This window comes from Mycolicibacterium neoaurum ATCC 25795, from assembly GCF_000691525.1.
Lineage (GTDB): Bacteria > Actinomycetota > Actinomycetes > Mycobacteriales > Mycobacteriaceae > Mycobacterium > Mycobacterium neoaurum.
In genome coordinates this window covers 196,097-211,722 of the sequence record NZ_JMDW01000009.1, presented here as the reverse complement: position 1 = coordinate 211,722, position 15,626 = coordinate 196,097, and the positions used below count along the sequence as shown (strand labels likewise).

Annotated in this window: 17 protein-coding genes; 10 read left to right on the top strand and 7 right to left on the bottom strand. The window is 67.8% G+C overall.

What is annotated here, in order from left to right:
• Positions 1-1,053, bottom strand: a complete 1,053-nt coding sequence (locus IC40_RS0112980) for a 3-deoxy-7-phosphoheptulonate synthase (RefSeq protein ID WP_030135142.1) — start codon at positions 1,051-1,053, stop codon at positions 1-3.
• Between the two features lie 229 nt (positions 1,054-1,282).
• A complete protein-coding gene (locus IC40_RS0112975; protein ID WP_019511834.1) occupies positions 1,283-1,468 on the bottom strand; it encodes a hypothetical protein in 186 nt (61 codons plus the stop codon).
• 24 nt (positions 1,469-1,492) lie between these two features.
• On the opposite strand from IC40_RS0112975, the gene IC40_RS0112970 reads away from it, so the two are divergent.
• The 6 genes from IC40_RS0112970 to IC40_RS0112945 all read left to right on the top strand — a co-directional run bounded on the left by IC40_RS0112970 (position 1,493) and on the right by IC40_RS0112945 (position 4,955).
• Positions 1,493-2,161 (top strand): class I SAM-dependent methyltransferase, encoded by a 669-nt coding sequence (locus IC40_RS0112970; RefSeq protein WP_030135141.1) that lies wholly within the window; start codon positions 1,493-1,495, stop codon positions 2,159-2,161.
• Complete coding sequence (locus IC40_RS0112965) at positions 2,158-2,634, top strand: SRPBCC family protein (protein ID WP_030135140.1); 477 nt, start codon at positions 2,158-2,160, stop codon at positions 2,632-2,634. Before IC40_RS0112970 ends, IC40_RS0112965 begins: the two co-directional genes overlap by 4 nt.
• A 48-nt stretch (positions 2,635-2,682) precedes the next feature.
• The gene (locus tag IC40_RS0112960) at positions 2,683-3,393 is read left to right on the top strand and encodes a Clp protease N-terminal domain-containing protein (RefSeq protein WP_030135139.1); all 711 of its coding nucleotides are present in this window, start codon (positions 2,683-2,685) and stop codon (positions 3,391-3,393) included.
• 9 nt (positions 3,394-3,402) lie between these two features.
• A complete protein-coding gene (locus tag IC40_RS0112955; RefSeq protein ID WP_030135138.1) occupies positions 3,403-3,825 on the top strand; it encodes a PPOX class F420-dependent oxidoreductase in 423 nt (140 codons plus the stop codon).
• Positions 3,826-3,891: 66 nt separating this feature from the next.
• Positions 3,892-4,416, top strand: a complete 525-nt coding sequence (locus IC40_RS0112950; protein WP_030135137.1) for a hypothetical protein — start codon at positions 3,892-3,894, stop codon at positions 4,414-4,416.
• Complete coding sequence (locus tag IC40_RS0112945) at positions 4,380-4,955, top strand: GNAT family N-acetyltransferase (protein ID WP_030135136.1); 576 nt, start codon at positions 4,380-4,382, stop codon at positions 4,953-4,955. The genes IC40_RS0112950 and IC40_RS0112945 overlap by 37 nt, the downstream gene beginning before the upstream one ends.
• Here IC40_RS0112945 and zapE read toward each other — a convergent pair.
• On the bottom strand, positions 4,930-5,967 hold the full coding sequence (zapE, locus tag IC40_RS0112940) for a cell division protein ZapE (RefSeq protein WP_030135135.1): 1,038 nt from the start codon (positions 5,965-5,967) through the stop codon (positions 4,930-4,932). The two genes, IC40_RS0112945 and zapE, sit on opposite strands and share 26 nt — an antisense overlap.
• Positions 5,968-6,002: 35 nt before the next feature.
• Between zapE and IC40_RS0112935 the strand changes: the two genes are divergently transcribed.
• From IC40_RS0112935 to msrB, 4 genes are read left to right on the top strand one after another with little or no spacing between them, the layout of a single operon-like run.
• The gene (locus IC40_RS0112935; protein WP_030135134.1) at positions 6,003-6,773 is read left to right on the top strand and encodes a pyrimidine reductase family protein; all 771 of its coding nucleotides are present in this window, start codon (positions 6,003-6,005) and stop codon (positions 6,771-6,773) included.
• 13 nt (positions 6,774-6,786) lie between these two features.
• Positions 6,787-8,409 carry an alpha/beta hydrolase gene (locus IC40_RS0112930; protein WP_411431663.1) on the top strand — a complete coding sequence of 541 codons (1,623 nt, stop codon included), beginning with the start codon at positions 6,787-6,789 and terminating at the stop codon, positions 8,407-8,409.
• A gap of 35 nt (positions 8,410-8,444) precedes the next feature.
• Positions 8,445-9,716 (top strand): arabinofuranan 3-O-arabinosyltransferase, encoded by a 1,272-nt coding sequence (gene aftC / locus IC40_RS0112925; RefSeq protein ID WP_030135132.1) that lies wholly within the window; start codon positions 8,445-8,447, stop codon positions 9,714-9,716.
• Positions 9,713-10,132, top strand: a complete 420-nt coding sequence (msrB, locus tag IC40_RS0112920) for a peptide-methionine (R)-S-oxide reductase MsrB (RefSeq protein WP_030135131.1) — start codon at positions 9,713-9,715, stop codon at positions 10,130-10,132. Before aftC ends, msrB begins: the two co-directional genes overlap by 4 nt.
• Here the strand turns inward: msrB and IC40_RS0112915 are convergent.
• From IC40_RS0112915 to hemE, 4 genes are read right to left on the bottom strand one after another with little or no spacing between them, the layout of a single operon-like run.
• On the bottom strand, positions 10,089-12,419 hold the full coding sequence (locus tag IC40_RS0112915) for a putative bifunctional diguanylate cyclase/phosphodiesterase (RefSeq protein ID WP_042509690.1): 2,331 nt from the start codon (positions 12,417-12,419) through the stop codon (positions 10,089-10,091). The genes msrB and IC40_RS0112915 overlap by 44 nt on opposite strands.
• A gap of 53 nt (positions 12,420-12,472) precedes the next feature.
• Positions 12,473-13,165, bottom strand: a complete 693-nt coding sequence (gene hemQ, locus IC40_RS0112910) for a hydrogen peroxide-dependent heme synthase (protein ID WP_030135129.1) — start codon at positions 13,163-13,165, stop codon at positions 12,473-12,475.
• 4 nt (positions 13,166-13,169) lie between these two features.
• Positions 13,170-14,510 carry a protoporphyrinogen oxidase gene (locus tag IC40_RS0112905; RefSeq protein ID WP_030135128.1) on the bottom strand — a complete coding sequence of 447 codons (1,341 nt, stop codon included), beginning with the start codon at positions 14,508-14,510 and terminating at the stop codon, positions 13,170-13,172.
• Positions 14,507-15,556 carry a uroporphyrinogen decarboxylase gene (gene hemE / locus IC40_RS0112900; RefSeq protein WP_030135127.1) on the bottom strand — a complete coding sequence of 350 codons (1,050 nt, stop codon included), beginning with the start codon at positions 15,554-15,556 and terminating at the stop codon, positions 14,507-14,509. The genes IC40_RS0112905 and hemE overlap by 4 nt, the downstream gene beginning before the upstream one ends.
• Positions 15,557-15,626: the final 70 nt, after the last annotated feature.

Sequence of the window (15,626 nt, the reverse complement as noted above, 5' to 3'; positions counted from 1 at the left end):
TCAGCGGCGCGCGAGCTCGCGCAACACCAGATCCGTTGTGGCCCAATCCATGCACTTGTCGGTGACCGACTGGCCGTAGGTCAGCGGCTTGGCATCCGGCGACTGGGCGCCGGCCACCAGGAAGCTCTCCAACATGACACCGCTGACCGGCAGTCCGTCGCGCACCAGCTGTGCCACCTCGGCGGCCACGACGGCCTGCCGGACGTGATCCTTGCCGGAATTGGCGTGGCTGCAGTCGATGACGACCCGGCCGGGCAGGCCGGCGGCCACCAGCTTGTCGGCTACCGCATTGATCGCGGATGCGTCGTAATTGGGTCCGCCGGTGCCGCCGCGCAGGATCACATGGCAGTCCTCGTTACCCGCGGTGTTGACAAGGGCGCCCCGGCCCATGTCATCCATTCCGAAGAAGACATGTTGGGCCGCAGCGGCATTGACACCGTCGACGGCGACCTGGATGTTGCCGTCGGTGCCGTTCTTAAAACCGACCGGCATGGACAGACCCGAGGCCAGCTGGCGGTGCACCTGCGATTCGGTGGTGCGGGCCCCGATGGCGCCCCAGGCGACGGCGTCGGCGATGTACTGCGGGCTGGTGGGTTCGAGGAATTCGCATCCGACCGGCAGACCGATGTCGATGACGTCGAGCAGCAACTGGCGGGCCGTGCGCAGCCCCCGCGTGACGTCGAAGGTGTTGTCCATGCCCGGATCGTTGATCAGGCCCTTCCAACCGATCGTGGTGCGGGGCTTCTCGAAGTACACCCGCATGACGATCTTGAGCCGGTCCTTGAGCTCCTCGGCCACCGTGGCCAGCCGGCCGGCGTAGTCGAGCGCGGCCTCGGGGTCGTGCACCGAACACGGGCCGACCACGACCAGCAGCCGGTCGTCGCGACCGGCCAGGATGTCGGCGATCTCGTCGCGGTCGCGCGCCACCCGCTCGGCCCGCCGCGCGCCCAGCGGGAACTCGGTGAGCACATCGTGTGGGCTGGGGATCTCGCTGAAACTGCGAATCCGCCGGTCCGACGTCGCGGGTGCGGTGGCGATCTGCGCCAGATTCATGGGGTGCCTTCCTGCTACGGGCACCTGCGTGAGTTTCGGCGCCCTCGTAATGACGAAAGGCAGCGACCGTGGTGGTCACTGCCTGGGCTCCGGGTGGATGCGCGGTTAGATCAACGCTTTATCGGCTCCGCCCGGAGCCTTGATAAAGCGCCAATAGGCGGCGCATACACCGATGTTCACGTCGGCCAGGTTACACGCCCGCCGCGCACGGGCCAAAGCGGCCTCGGCGTCACGGCTTGAGCCGCCAGGCATAACCGGCGATGCCCACCCCGATCAAGGCGATCAGCGGACCCAGCACCGACCACGTGGTGGTGTTGCTCATCGGACTGCCTCCGACGGCACCGAAACCCTGCAGGGCGAACAGGGTGCCGAAGGCCGCCAGGACGATTCCGATGCACAACACCGCGATACGCATACTGCGACAGTAACCTCGGCAGCGATGGTTGACATCTCGTTTCTGGAGCGCACCCGAGCCGGCTATGACCGCACTGCCGCCGGTTATGCCGACGCCTTCGCGGGCCACCTCGACGACAAGCCTGTCGACCGCGCGATGCTGCGGGCGTTCGCCGATTCGGTACCGGCAGGGTGGCCCGTCGTCGATGTCGGCTGCGGGACCGGCGCGGCCACCGCGATCCTGCGGGAGTATGGCGCCGCCGTATCGGGAATCGACCTGTCTCCCAACATGATCGACCAGGCGCGCCGAGCGTGGCCGAGTATCGATTTCACCGTCGGATCGATGACCGCGCTGCCGCTGCCCGACGAAAGCGTCGGCGGGGTGTGCGCGTGGTATTCGATCATCCATGTGCCCGACGACGCCCTGGCCGGGGTGTTCGCCGAGTTCCGTCGCGTGTTGATTCCCGGCGGCGTCGCGCTGGCGGCCTTTCAGGTCGGCGATCAACCACGTCATCTGACCGAGGCGTTCGGCGAACACGTCGATCTGGTCTTCGAGCGCCGCCGCCCGGATTCGGTCGCCGAGTCGCTCGGCGCCGCGGGCCTCCCGGTGTACGCCCAACTGGTCCGCGCCCCCGACGACGACGGTGTCGAATCGACCCCGCAGGGGTATCTGATCGCCCGCAAACCCAACCGCCAGCAAGGAGTGTCCCCGTGAGCGACCGCATGGAAGTCCAACGCACCATCGCCGCCCCGGCCGCCGACATCTTCGCCGTGCTGACCGATCCGCACGGCCATGTGGCCATCGACGCCTCCGGCATGTTGCAGGATGCGAGCGGCGAGCCGGCCCGACAGGTCGGTGACCAATTCGTGGTGCACATGGATCGGGAGGCGCTCAACGACTTTCCGATGGGCAAGTACGACGTGACCGTCGATATCGTCGACTACGAGCAGGACCGGTTGATCGCCTGGACCATCCTCGGCCAGATCAAGCCGCAGATCGGCCACGTCTACGGCTACCGCTTGGAGCCCGCCGACGACGGGACCGTCGTGACATCGTTCTACGACTGGTCGGCCATCGACGACAAGTGGCGCGAGGCGGGCATCTTCCCGGTGATCCCCGAGTCGGCACTGCGCGCGACGCTGGGCATTCTCGATCGCACGGTGCGGCGCGGCTATCCGCGGCCATAGCGTCAACCCGGGGTTGACGACAATGGTCCGTCAACCTACGGTTGACGCATGAGCACCTCCGTCAGCCTCGACGACCTGATCCGCACCATCAAGTCCGTCCACACCGACGCCCTCGAACAACTCTCCGACGCCGTCCTGGCCGCCGAACACCTCGGCGAGGTCGCCGACCACCTCGTCGGCCACTTCGTGGACCAGGCCCGCCGCTCCGGGGCCTCCTGGACCGACATCGGCGCCAGCATGGGCGTCACCAAACAGGCCGCCCAGAAACGGTTCGTCCCCAAGGGCGACACCATCGACCCCAACGAGGGTTTCGCACGGTTCACCCCGCGAGCCCGCGCCGCGGTCGTCTTCAGCCAGAACGCCGCCCGCGACGCAGAGAACACCGAGATCACCCCGGAGCACCTGATTCTCGGTCTGCTGGTCGATACCGACTCGCTGGCCATCGCCCTGCTACGGGCCCAGGGCATCGAACCCGACCAGCTTCGCGCGGCGATCACCCTGCCGGCCGCCACCGGTCAGACAATGGACCTGGTGCCCTTCAACGGTGCCGCCAAGAAGGTCCTGGAGCTCACCTTCCGCGAGGCACTTCGCCTGGGCCACAACTACATCGGCACCGAACACATGCTGCTGGCGCTGTTGGAATCCGAAGCCGGGGACGGCCCCCTGCACGGCCTGGGCCTCGACAGGGATCGGCTCACCGCCACCCTGGTCGACCTGCTGTCGGCGATGCCGGGAATGAAACCCGACGACGAACTGTAGAACTGCGACATGGAACTCAACGCAGCCGCCCGTGAACTCATCGGTGCGGGCGCCGACGCCACGCTGGTCACCATCAACCCCGACGGCAGCCCGCAGGCCACCGTCGTCTGGGTCGCGCTGCAGTCCACCCCCGAGGGCGACGAACTGGTCTCGGCCCACCTGAGCGACACCTATCGCAAGGTGCGCAACGTCCGCCGCGACGGCAGGGTCACCGCCACCATCCTGGCTCCCGCCAAGCCCGGCCAGCAACGCGAGTACCTGTCGGTCACCGGGACCGCACGCGTCGTCGAAGGCGGCCTGGACGTCCTCAAGGAGCTGGCCGTCGCGATGCTCGGCTCCGATGAGCACTTCCCACCCGCCGATGCGCCCGACGGATTCCTGACCCGGATCCGCATCGAATCCATCGGCGGACACGGCCCCTGGGTGGCCTAAACGGCCGAACCTCCGAGCCGCCGCCGGGCATGTGCCATCATGCGAGGCAGCAAAGGGAGGGTTTGTATGTCGCGCTTGTTGTCGATCCTTATCGCCGCCATGACGTTGGTGGCGGTCGGTGTCGCCCCGCCCGCCGCCGCGGCCGAGACGCCGATCGGTGATCTCGGACAGACGCTGCGCGTCCAATACGACGACTTCGTCGCCGATGTGACCGTCCACGACGTGCTCCCGGTCCCCGTCCCGCCCGGCTGGGGCTGGAACGGTTCGCCGCGCTGGCGCGCCCAGGGTGGCCCGTGGCGCGCCGGCATCACGGTGCACGTCATCTCCGCACCCAATCCGTTCAAGCTGTCGATCGCCACCACGTTCAGCGGTGTCACCCCGTACGCCGACGCCTACGCCGCCAAGCACACCGACGCCCCCGATGCATTGGAGAAGGCTCTGCTCAACGCCCCGCCCGGGGCCACCGTCTCCGGCGGGGTCTACTGGGACGTCTACCGCGCGCTGGTCACCAACGTGGTGATGATCAACCCGCAGACCGGAACCCATCTGGCGCAGTGGAACATCTGGCAGCCAGGCTCTCCCCTGCCGTGATCCGGGCCGCCACGGCCGCGGATGTCGACGAGTTGGCCGCGGTCGCGGCCGCCACCTTCCCACTGGCCTGCCCGCCCGAATCCGACCCCGCCGATGTGGCCGCGTTCGTCGCGACCCACCTCTCACCGCAGGCCTTCCGGGATTATCTGCGCGACCCGGATCGCATCGTGCTGATCGCCTGCGAGGAACAACGGATCCTCGGCTACACCATGCTGATTCGCGGTGAGCCCGATGACCCCGACGTGCAAAGCGCCGTCCCGCTCCGGCCGACCGTCGAACTGTCCAAGATGTACACCGCACCCGAAGCCCATGGCCGCGGCGTCGCCGCCGCACTGATGTCACATGCGCTGGGACACTGCACCGACCTGGGCGCGGCATGCGTGTGGCTCGGGGTGAACCAGGACAACGCCCGGGCCCAACGCTTCTACACGAAATCGGGTTTCGAGATCGCCGGGACCAAGACGTTCCAGCTGGGAAACAACGTCGAGAACGACTACGTGATGGTGCGAGGGCTCAGCCCGACTGCGCCGCGGCCGTGAGTGCCAACAACCGGGAGGTGGCCCGCAGGTACTTCTTGCGGAAGCCGCCGGCCACCATCTCGTCGCTGAAGATCGTGTCGAGCTTGGTGCCCGAGGCAAGGATCGGGACGCCGGCGTCGTAGAGCCGGTCGGTCAGGGCCACCAGTCGCAGCGCCACACTCTGATCGGTGATCGGGTGCACGCCGGTGATGAACACCTCACGGACCCCGTCGATCAACGCGTGGTAGCGCGAAGGATGCATGGTCGCCAGGTGGGCGCACAGCGCGTCGAAATCGTCGAGCGTCGCGCCGTCGACGCCGATGGCGCGGGCGCGCACCTCGTCATCGGACAGCGGCTCCGGCGCGGGCGGCAGACCGCGGTGCCGGTAGTCGGGACCCTCGACCCGCACGGTCGTGAAGATCGCGGCCAGCGTGTTGATCTCGCGCAGGAAATCCTGTGCGGCGAACCGGCCCTCACCCAGCTGCTCGGGCAGCGTGTTGGAGGTGGCGGCAATCGACACCCCGCGCTCGACGAGTGCCGAGAGCAGCCGCGAGATCAACGTGGTGTTGCCGGGGTCGTCGAGTTCGAACTCGTCGATGCAGATCACGATGTACTGGCTGAGCAGCTCGATGCACTCGGTGAAACCGAACACCCCGGCCAGCTGGGTCAGCTCGCCGAACGTCGCGAACGCCGTCGGCGCCACGTCGGCGTTGGTCAGGGCGTAGTAGGTGGAGGCCAGCAGGTGGGTCTTGCCGACACCGAACCCGCCGTCGAGGTACACCCCCACCCCGGGCAGCACCTCCCGCTTACCGAACAGCTTCTTCTTGCCGGCCCGGCGCTGCAGCGCCTGCTCGCAGAACTCCCGACACCGCTCGACCGCCGCGGCCTGCGACGGCTCGGCGGGATCGGGACGGTAGGTGTCGAAGCTGACATCGGCGAAGGTCGGCGGCGGCACCAGCCGGGCGACCAGCTGTTCCGGCGTCACCTTGGGGTGCCGATCCACCAAACCATCGACCCCGGCGCCGCTTTGCATGTCGTGCACCTTATCGACGTGCTGCAATGAAACCCATGTCGGATAGCGCCGCTGGGACGGATTTCACAACGCTGGGCCCGGTCGAGGATGCCGGTGCCGGGCTTTCCGAGCTGTACGCCTACCCCGAAAAGCTCGGTTCCTGCTGGGTGCGGGCCAACTTCATCACCAGTCTCGACGGGGCGGCGACCGCCGACGGGAAATCCGGCGTCCTCGGCGGCGATGGAGACCGCGCGCTCTACCGCCTGATGCGCGAGCTCGCCGATGTGGTGCTCGTCGGCGCGGGCACGGTGCGCGTCGAAGGCTATTCCGGTGCGCAGCTGGGTGCGGCAGAACGCCAGGCGCGCAACGCCCGGGGCCAGGCCGAGGTGCCACCCATCGCCATGGTCACGCGCAGCGCACGGCTGGACCACAGCCTGCCGGTGTTCACGCAGACCGAGGTGCCGCCACTGATCCTGACCACCCACGAGTCCGCCGAGGAGGCGCGCGCCGAGTTCGCCGGGCTGGCGCAGGTGTATGACTGCTCCGCCCCCGGTGATCCCGGGACCGTCGATCTGGCCACCACACTGGACACGCTGGCCGGGCTGGGCCTGCCGCGGGTACTCACCGAGGGTGGCCCCAGCCTGCTCGGCGCCCTGATCTCGGCGGGATTGCTCGACGAACTGTGCCTGACGATCGCGCCGACCCTGGTGGGCGGTTCGGCCAAGCGCATCACCGACGGCCATGACGAGGCGATCACCCGGATGCGCCGACGGCACACGCTGACCGACGACGACGGTTATCTGTACACGCGCTACAGCCGCGACTGATCCGGCGTGCGTGATCGCTACTGTGGTCGGCATGGTTACGGCGGGCAGGAGCGCGGCGACTCGAGGAGTCCGTCCGGCGATCAGGGCACTCGGGGTTTCCGCGGTCGCCGTATTGCTGACCTCATGTGCACCCCTGCTGGCCGCCAACCCGCAATACGCCACCGACGAGGGCGCCGGCCCGCAGGGTGCTCCGGAACCCACACCCACGGTCTCCGGACCACCGGCGTGGGAAGCGCCGAGCGCCGACAACGACCGGGCGTTGAACTGGTCGGACTGCACCGCACAGACATTCCGTGACGCCGCCGTGGCGCCGGTGCCCGGTGTCACCCTCGAATGTGCGACCTATGACGCCGACCTCGATCCCATCAAGGGTGCCAACGGGACGATCCCGATCGGTGTGGTGCGCGCCCGCACCAGTGCCACCCCGGCCGACGCCGGCCCGCTGGTGTTCACCACCGGCAGCGACCTGCCGTCGTCCACCCAGCTGCCGGTCTGGCTGTCCCGGTCGGGCACCGACATCCTGAAGACCAACCCGATCGTCGCGGTCGACCGCCGCGGCATGGGACTGTCCAAGGCCATCGACTGCCGCGATCTTTTCGACCGCCAGGAGATGATCGACCAGACCCAGTTCGAGACCGGGGACGACCCGGTGGCCAAGCTCGGCGCGATCGCCCAGACCGCCACCACGACCTGTACCGACACCATCGCCCCCGGCGACTCGGCCTACGACAATGCCCACGCCGCCGAGGACATCGAGCGGTTGCGCAGCACCTGGGACGTGCCGACCATCGCGCTGCTCGGGATCGGCAACGGTGCCCAGGTCGCACTGGCTTACGCCGGCTCGCACCCGGACAAGGTCTCCCGCCTGGTGCTGGACTCCCCCCTGCCGTTGGCGATCGGCGCCGAGGCCGCCGCCGAGCAGAAGGTCAAGGGCCAGCAGGCCGCGCTGGACGCCTTCGCCGCGCAGTGCACCGCCATCAACTGCCCGCTGAGCCCGGACCCCAAGGGCGAGGTCGACGCGCTGCTCAAGGCCGCCCGCGAGGGACGCGGACCCAACGGCGCCTCCGAGGCCGCGGTCGCCGACGCCATCACCACCGCGTTGGCCTTCCCCCGCGGTGATCGGGTGGCAGCGACCAATGCTCTCGGCGGCGCCATCGCCGCCGCCCGCGGCGGTGACACCGGGGCCATGACCGATCTGATCGCCCAGGCCGAGGATCTTCGTCAAACCGACGGCCAGTTCGTCAACAGCTGCAGCGATGCACTCAACCGACCCACCCCCGACCGCGTCCGCGAACTCGTCGTCGCCTGGAACCGCACCTACCCCCAATTCGGCACCGTCGGCGCACTGCGCATGGTGAACTGCCTGAGCTGGCCCAGCGGCTCGGCGGGCGAGGACCCCAAGGATCTGAAGATCCCCACCCTGCTGCTCGGTGTGCAGAACGATCCCGTCATCGGCAACGAAGGCGTCGCCGCGGTCGCGGCCACCATCATCAATGCCGGCTCCAACAGCAAGCGGGTGATCTTCCAGGGCATCGGACACGGCGCCAGCATCTACTCGCCCTGCGCGCTGCCCCCGGTGATCGGTTACCTGGAAAAAGGCACGCTGCCCGAGACCGACACGTTCTGCCCTGCCTGAGTGGACCGTCAGGACGCCCGGTGTAAATTGCGCAGGTGTCGTTCCAGCAGTCCGTCCTGAACGCGTTCCGTCCCAGCACCACACCGCCGTCGACGGCAACGATCCTGCGGTCGGTTCTGTGGCCGATCGCCATCCTCTCGGTGATCCACCGCAGCTATGTGCTGGGCACCAACGGCTACATCACCGATGACTTCGGGCCGGTCTACCGGGCCGTCATCAATTTCAAAATGGGCTGGGACATCTACAACGAGAACTTCAACCACGTCGATCCGCACTACCTGTACCCACCCGGCGGAACGCTGTTGCTCGCCCCGTTCGGCTACCTGCCCGTCGATGCCGCCCGGTACTGGTACATCACATTCAATGTGATCGCGTTCCTGATCGCGGCATACCTGCTGTTGCGGATGTTCAACTACACACTGTCCTCGGTGGCCGCGCCCGCACTGCTGCTGGCCATGTTCTGCACCGAATCAGTCACGAACACACTGGTTTTCACCAACATCAACGGTTGCATGCTGCTGGGCGCGGTGTTGTTCTTCCGGTTCCTGCTCAAGGGCGGGCGCACCGCAGAACTGTTGGCGGGCGCCGCGATCGGCCTGACGCTGGTGGTCAAACCATCCCTGGCGCCGCTGCTGTTGCTGCCGGTGCTCAACCGCCAGTTCTACACCTTGATCACGGCTTTCGGCGTCCCGCTGATCTTCAACGCGGCCGCCTGGCCGTTGGTGTCGGACCCGATGAGCTTCGTGCACCGGACACTGCCCTACATCATGGAGACGCGCGACTACTTCAACTCCTCGATCCTGGGCAACGGCATCTACTACGGCCTGCCGATGTGGCTGATCCTGTCCCTGCGCATCCTGTTCCTGCTGTTGGCCGCGGGCAGCCTCTACCTGCTCTACAAGTACTACCGCGAACGCGACCCGCTGTTCTGGCTGCTGACCTCTTCCGGCGTGCTGCTGACCGCCTCGTTCCTGGTGCTCTCGCTGGGGCAGGGTTACTACTCGACCATGCTGTTCCCGTTCCTGATGACGGTGGTGCTGCGCAACTCGGTACTGCACAACTGGCCGGCCTGGCTTGCGGTGTACGGATTCATGACCATGGACCGCTGGCTGCTGGCGCACTGGCCGACCACCGGACGCTTCCTGGAGTACATGAAGATCACGTACGGCTGGTCACTGCTGTTGATCGTCGTGTTCTGCGTGCTGTACTTCCGTTACCTGGACGCAAAGGCCGACGGCAGGCTGGATTCCGGCATCGATCCGCCGTGGATGACGGATGCCGATCGGCGCGCTAGCGTGAAATCATGACGACCCCTGGTCCCAAGATCGAGCTGACCGACGACCAATGGCGCGAGAAGCTCAACCCCGCCGAATTCCAGGTGCTGCGCCGCGCGGGTACCGAACGGCCGTTCACCGGCGAGTACACCGACACCAAGACCGCGGGGGTCTACGAGTGCCGGGCCTGCGGGGCGGAGCTGTTCCGCAGCACCGAGAAGTTCGAATCCCACTGCGGATGGCCGTCTTTCTACGATCCCGCCGACTCCGACGCGGTGATCCTGCGCCGTGACGACTCGCTGGGCATGACGCGCGTCGAGGTCATCTGCGCCAACTGCCACAGCCACCTCGGACATGTCTTCGAGGGTGAGGGCTACCCCACGCCGACCGACCAGCGGTACTGCATCAATTCCATATCGCTGCGTCTGGTTCCCGCCGCCGGGTCCTGAGCAGTGCCAGCAACTGCGCCGGTGTCAGCGGTTCGCTGAAGTAGTACCCCTGCCCGACCTGGCAGCCGTACTCCCGTAACAGCGAAGCGGTTTCGGCGCTCTCCACACCTTCGGCCACGGTGCTCAGGCCGAGTTCCCGGGCCAGGTCTATCACCGCCCGCACGATGGCGCCGGCACGGCGATCCGCGGTGATGGTGGTGACGAAGCCCTTGTCCAGCTTCAGTTCGTCGATGTGCAGATCGCGCAGGTACGACAGGGCCGAATATCCGCTGCCGAAATCGTCGATGGCCACCCGGACACCGCTGGCGCGCAGTTGGTCGATCGCCGTGGCGGCCACCTCGCGGTTGTCGAGCAGCAGATCCTCGGTGATCTCGACGGTCAGAATCTCGGACGGCAGATCCCGAGCCCGCAGCGCCCGTTGGATGCGGTCCGGCAGCCCGAAGTCGGCCAGTGAGGGCGCGAAGATGTTGACCGCGACCGGAACCCGGAAACCCAGATCCCGCCAGATGGCCACCTGTCCGAGCGCCTGCTCGAGCACCAGTTCGTTGATGGGTCGCATCAACCCGTGATCGCGGACCAGTTGCAGGAACTGGTCCGGCCCGAGCAGTCCGCGGTCGGGATGCGGCCAGCGGACCAGAGCCTCGACCCCGATGATCGATGCGTCGACCAGGTCGAACTTCGGTTGGTAGACCAGCGTGAGCTCGAAGTTGTCTATCGCATGGCGCAGTTGGCCCAGCATCTGGAACGCGATCGCGCTGTCGTGCGCGCTGTCGCCCGCTCTGCGACGCAATTGCACCGGATCCGCCATGCCGGCCGGTACATCGTCATCGGAGTAGATGTGCACACCGGTGATGCGGCCGCGCTTGGCGGCGTACATCGCCAGATCGGCCCGCTTGAGCAGATCATCGGCCGACAGCCTGGGCCCCTCGGCATTCGCGACGGCCAACCCCGCGCTGGGACAGAGCCGCAACTCATATCCGTCGACCACGAACGGATCGGCGAAAGCCGCCACCACGTGGTGGGCCACCATCCGCGCGGCGGCCTCGTCACCCTCCATCAGCACGACGAACTCGTCGCCACCCATCCGGGCGACGGTATCGCCGGCCCTGGTGCAGGTGACGATGCGCTCCGCGGCCTGGATCAGCAGTGAATCACCGGCCGGATGGCCCAGTCCGTCGTTGACGAGCTTGAAGTCGTCGAGGTCCATCGACAGCACCGTGACGGCCTCGTCGTCACGCTCGTGCAGCGCCATCGCGTGCGTCAGTCGGTCCTGCAGCAGTGCGCGGTTGGCCAGCCCGGTCAGCGGATCGCGCATGGCCTGGGCGGCCACCGTTTCCAGCAGCCGACTGTTCTCCCCCACCACGATGAACTGCCGCACCAGCACCAGCACGATGAGCAGCACCGAGATCAACAGGGCCGGCGGCACCCCCGGCGATCCAGCAAAGTGCATCGCCGCCGCGGCCAGGGCCAGCACGATCGGGATGTAGGGCAACCACATGGCGCCGCGGGTGATCGGCTGATCGATATCGGCCCGCGTGCTGGTGTCCCTGCGGGACGTCAGGGCGGCCAGCGCTATCAGCAACAGCCCGAGTGCCCATCCGATGCTGGAGAAGGGCACCCACGACTCGTTGTCATGGGTGTTGGTGAACACGAAGATGCCGTCGCCGATGGCGATCAGTGTCATCCCGCCGACCAGCAGCGCAAGAGACTGACGTTGACCGGCGGGCGCCCGGGACAGGACCAGCACCGCCACCGTGAGCACCCCGAGGTCCAGCATCGGGTACGCCAGCGCAATGCCCAGTAAGAGACGACCTGCCCCATCGGACTGCAGGATGGTGTCCACCACCGTCCACCAGCCGATCTGGAAGAACGCGACCGCCACGATGACACCGTCGAGCGCCAGCCTGCCGTGGGTGTAGCCGGACGCCGCGTGCGGGACAGCCAGCAAACCTATGCAGACAAAGATCGGCAACACCAGATAGGCCACGTCGGCGATCGAGGGGAAGGGCGACGCCACCTGCCACACCTCGTAATACGCCCAGATGGCCGAGCCCAAGGTGTAGCCGACCATGCCCGCGCTGACACAGCCCCAGACCACCCGCTGCCGACCCTGGGCACGCCATGCCGCGTGCATACAGCAACCGGTCACGAAGACCGCGATCACGATGAAGGCCAGATCTTCGACCGCAACCCGCACATCGGGTGAACCCCAGCCGGTGAGCAGCCACACGGAGAACGCGATGGTGGTGACCGCGGCCCCGCCCCCCACCCGGGCGACTGTCGGCATCGTCAAACGCTAGCAAACAATCAGGTCGACGCGCATCCGGTCGGGGCGTGGGGTCACGGCAGGGCGTTCAGCAGCTGTTCGACACCCACCCGCGGACCGGTGAAGAACGGCGTCTCCTCGCGGACGTGGCGCCGGGCATCGGTGTAGCGCAGCTTCCACATCAGCTCGACGATGCGGGCCAGATCCGGCCCCTCGAAGGCCAGGATCCACTCGTAATCACCGAGGGCGAACGCCGGCACGGTATTGGCACGCACGTCCGGGTACTCCCGGCCGGCCATCCCGTGCTCGACGAGCATCTTGCGGCGCTCGTCATCGGGCAACAGATACCAATCAAGGGACCGCACAAAGGGATACACGCAGATGTAATCGCCGGGATCCTCACCGGCGATGAACGCCGGGACATGGCTCTTGTTGAATTCCGCGGGCCGGTGCAGGGCGACGACGCTCCACACCGGATCGCTGGCCAACCCCAGGGTGGTGCGCCGGAAGGCCTTGTAGGTGGCCTGCAGATCCTCGACGCGTTCGGCGTGGGTCCAGATCATGTAGTCGGCATCGGCCCGGAAACCGGAGACATCGTAGAGGCCACGGACGACGACATCGCCCTCCTCCTGCTGCTTGAGGAAGGTCGCGGTCTCGTCGATGACGGCACTGCGGTCGGCGTCGAGCGCCTCCGGCTGGACGGCGAACACCGAGATCATCATGTACCGGGTCATCGAGTTGAGCGAGTCGTAATCGAGCTTGGCCATATGGCTATCCTGCCACCAGCCGTGCCGCCGCCTTCGTGCCGGACCCCACGCAGGCGGGCACCCCGATCCCGTCGAGGTAGGCACCGGCGACGGCCAACGTCGGCGGCAGTCCGGCGCGCAACTCCGCCACCCGCTCGGCATGGCCGGGCCCGTACTGCGGCATGGCCTCGATCCAGCGCTGTACCCGGAAATCGACAGGGTCGGTGCTGATCCCGAACACCTGTTGCAGGTCGTCGAGCGAAGAGTTCAACAACTCGTCGTCACCGACGCTTCGGGCCAGGCTGTCCCCGAACCGGCCGTAGGACAACCGCACCAGCTCGACATTGCCGCGCCTGCCCCACTTGCGGGAGGTCAACGTGATGGCCTTGGTGTGCAATGCCTCGCCGCTGGCGACCAGCACGCCCGATTGGTCCGGCAGCGGTGTGCCACCGGGCAGGGCGAGCGCCACCAGGGCGGTCGAGGCCACCGGGATTCCGCGCGCGATCGCCGCGCTGCGCGGTGCGACGTGTTCGATCAGGCGGGCCAGCCGCGGCGCGGGCACGGCCAGCACGACCGCATCAGCCGACCAGTGCCTGCTCTCGTCGTCGACCAGGTCCCAACCACGCGGGGACCGCGCCACCCGTTCGATGCCGACCTGCGCCCAGCGCACCCCGGCGCGGCGGGCCAGTTCGTCGACGAGCACGGTGTAACCGCCGTCGAGCGCACCGAAGACCGGGCCGGGCTGTGGCGGCGGCAGGGCGGTCCGCACCGCCTCGGTGAGGCTGCGGGCACCGCGGTCCAGGGCGGCCGCCAACGCCGGGAACGCAGCGCGCACGCCGATGGTCGCGGCCGACCCCGCGTAGACACCGGTCAGCAGCGGTTCGACGGACCGGGTGACGACCTGGGCGCCGAAGCGATCACCGATCAGCTCGGCAACCGACGGATCAGCGCCCGGCCGCCAGTTCAGCGGTCGGCGGGGTTCGTCGGCTATCCGTGCGACGGTCGCCTCGTCGACCAGACCGGCCACCGATTCGGCATGCGCGGGCACGCCCTGCAGGGTGCCGGTGGGCAGCGGGTGCAGCCTGCCCTGGCTGTAGATCAGCGGTCGCGCACCGGCACTGGCCACCTGCCGGTCGGTCAGCCCCAACTCGGCAAGCAGCGCGGGAACCTCGGGCCTGCGCGTGATGAACGCCTCGGCGCCCAGATCCATCGTCATGCCGCCGACCTGTTCGGTGCGCAGCACCCCGCCGAGCCGGTCGGCGGGGTCGAACAGCGTTATCTCGGCATCCGGACCGGCCGCGACCCGCAGCCGGTAGGCGGCGGCCAATCCCGAGATTCCGCCGCCGACAACGCAGTACGTGGTCACAACGAATGCACCAGCGAGACCAGGTCGGTCACCACCTCGGGATCGGTGGCGGGCAGCACACCGTGACCGAGGTTGAAGACATGTCCGGCCGCGCCCGCGGCCACCGCGGCCCGGCCATCTTCGACGACGGCACGCGCGGCACGCTCGACCGCGGGCCAGCCGGCGAACAACGTCACCGGATCGAGGTTGCCCTGCAGCGCTTTTCCAGGACCCACGCGCTGGGCCGCCGCGGTCAGCGACGTCCGCCAGTCCACCCCGACCATCGTCGCGCCGGCCTCACCCATGGCACCGAGCAGTTCGGCGGTGCCGACGCCGAAGTGCGTCATCGGCACGCCACGCGGCGCCAGCGTCGCGAAGATCCGCGAGCTGTGCGGCAGGACGTAGGCGCGGTAATCGGCCAGCGACAGCGTGCCCGCCCAGGAATCGAAGAGCTGGATGGCGTCGACACCGGCGTCCAACTGCGCCTCCAGGAAGCCGATCGTGAGATCGGTCAGTGAGGTCATCAGGGCGTGCCAGGTCTGGGGTTCGCCGAGCATCATGGCCTTGGTCTTCTCGTGGTTGCGGCTCGGCCCGCCCTCCACCAGGTAGGACGCCAGCGTGAACGGGGCGCCGGCGAATCCGATCAGCGGAACATCCCCCAGCGCGGCCACCAGTAGCGATATCGCATCGCTGACAGGTGCCACTTGCGCACGCTCCAGCGGGGTGAGTGCGGCCACATCGGCCGGTGTGCGGATCGGGTGCTCGATCACCGGTCCGACGTCGGGAACGATGTCCAATGCGACACCGGAGGCCCGCAGGGGCACCACGATGTCGGAGAACAGGATCGCGGCGTCCACCTTGTGCCTGCGCACCGGCTGCAGCGTGATCTCACAGACCAGCTCGGAATCGAAGCAGGCCTCCAGCATCTTGTGGTTGGCGCGCAGCGCACGGTATTCGGGTAGCGAACGCCCGGCCTGCCGCATGAACCACACTGGGGTGTGGGACGGGGTGCGGCCGGTAGCGGCGGCCAGAAATGGCGACTCTGGCAGGTCACGACGGGTGCTCATCGGCACCTATGTTGCCACGCGCCCGAAAGACGGCGCGCCTGCGCAAGGCTGAGAGCAGTTGGGGCTAGCG

Bases quoted from the DNA above. Each gene is read 5' to 3' on its own strand.
- IC40_RS0112980 (WP_030135142.1), bottom strand. From the start codon at position 1,053: ATGAATCTGGCGCAGATCGCCACCGCACCCGCGACGTCGGACCGGCGG.
- IC40_RS0112975 (WP_019511834.1), bottom strand. From the start codon at position 1,468: ATGCGTATCGCGGTGTTGTGCATCGGAATCGTCCTGGCGGCCTTCGGC.
- IC40_RS0112970 (WP_030135141.1), top strand. From the start codon at position 1,493: ATGGTTGACATCTCGTTTCTGGAGCGCACCCGAGCCGGCTATGACCGC.
- IC40_RS0112960 (WP_030135139.1), top strand. From the start codon at position 2,683: ATGAGCACCTCCGTCAGCCTCGACGACCTGATCCGCACCATCAAGTCC.
- IC40_RS0112955 (WP_030135138.1), top strand. From the start codon at position 3,403: ATGGAACTCAACGCAGCCGCCCGTGAACTCATCGGTGCGGGCGCCGAC.
- IC40_RS0112950 (WP_030135137.1), top strand. From the start codon at position 3,892: ATGTCGCGCTTGTTGTCGATCCTTATCGCCGCCATGACGTTGGTGGCG.
- zapE (WP_030135135.1), bottom strand. From the start codon at position 5,967: ATGCAAAGCGGCGCCGGGGTCGATGGTTTGGTGGATCGGCACCCCAAG.
- IC40_RS0112935 (WP_030135134.1), top strand. From the start codon at position 6,003: ATGTCGGATAGCGCCGCTGGGACGGATTTCACAACGCTGGGCCCGGTC.
- msrB (WP_030135131.1), top strand. From the start codon at position 9,713: ATGACGACCCCTGGTCCCAAGATCGAGCTGACCGACGACCAATGGCGC.
- IC40_RS0112915 (WP_042509690.1), bottom strand. From the start codon at position 12,419: ATGCCGACAGTCGCCCGGGTGGGGGGCGGGGCCGCGGTCACCACCATC.
- hemQ (WP_030135129.1), bottom strand. From the start codon at position 13,165: ATGGCCAAGCTCGATTACGACTCGCTCAACTCGATGACCCGGTACATG.
- hemE (WP_030135127.1), bottom strand. From the start codon at position 15,556: ATGAGCACCCGTCGTGACCTGCCAGAGTCGCCATTTCTGGCCGCCGCT.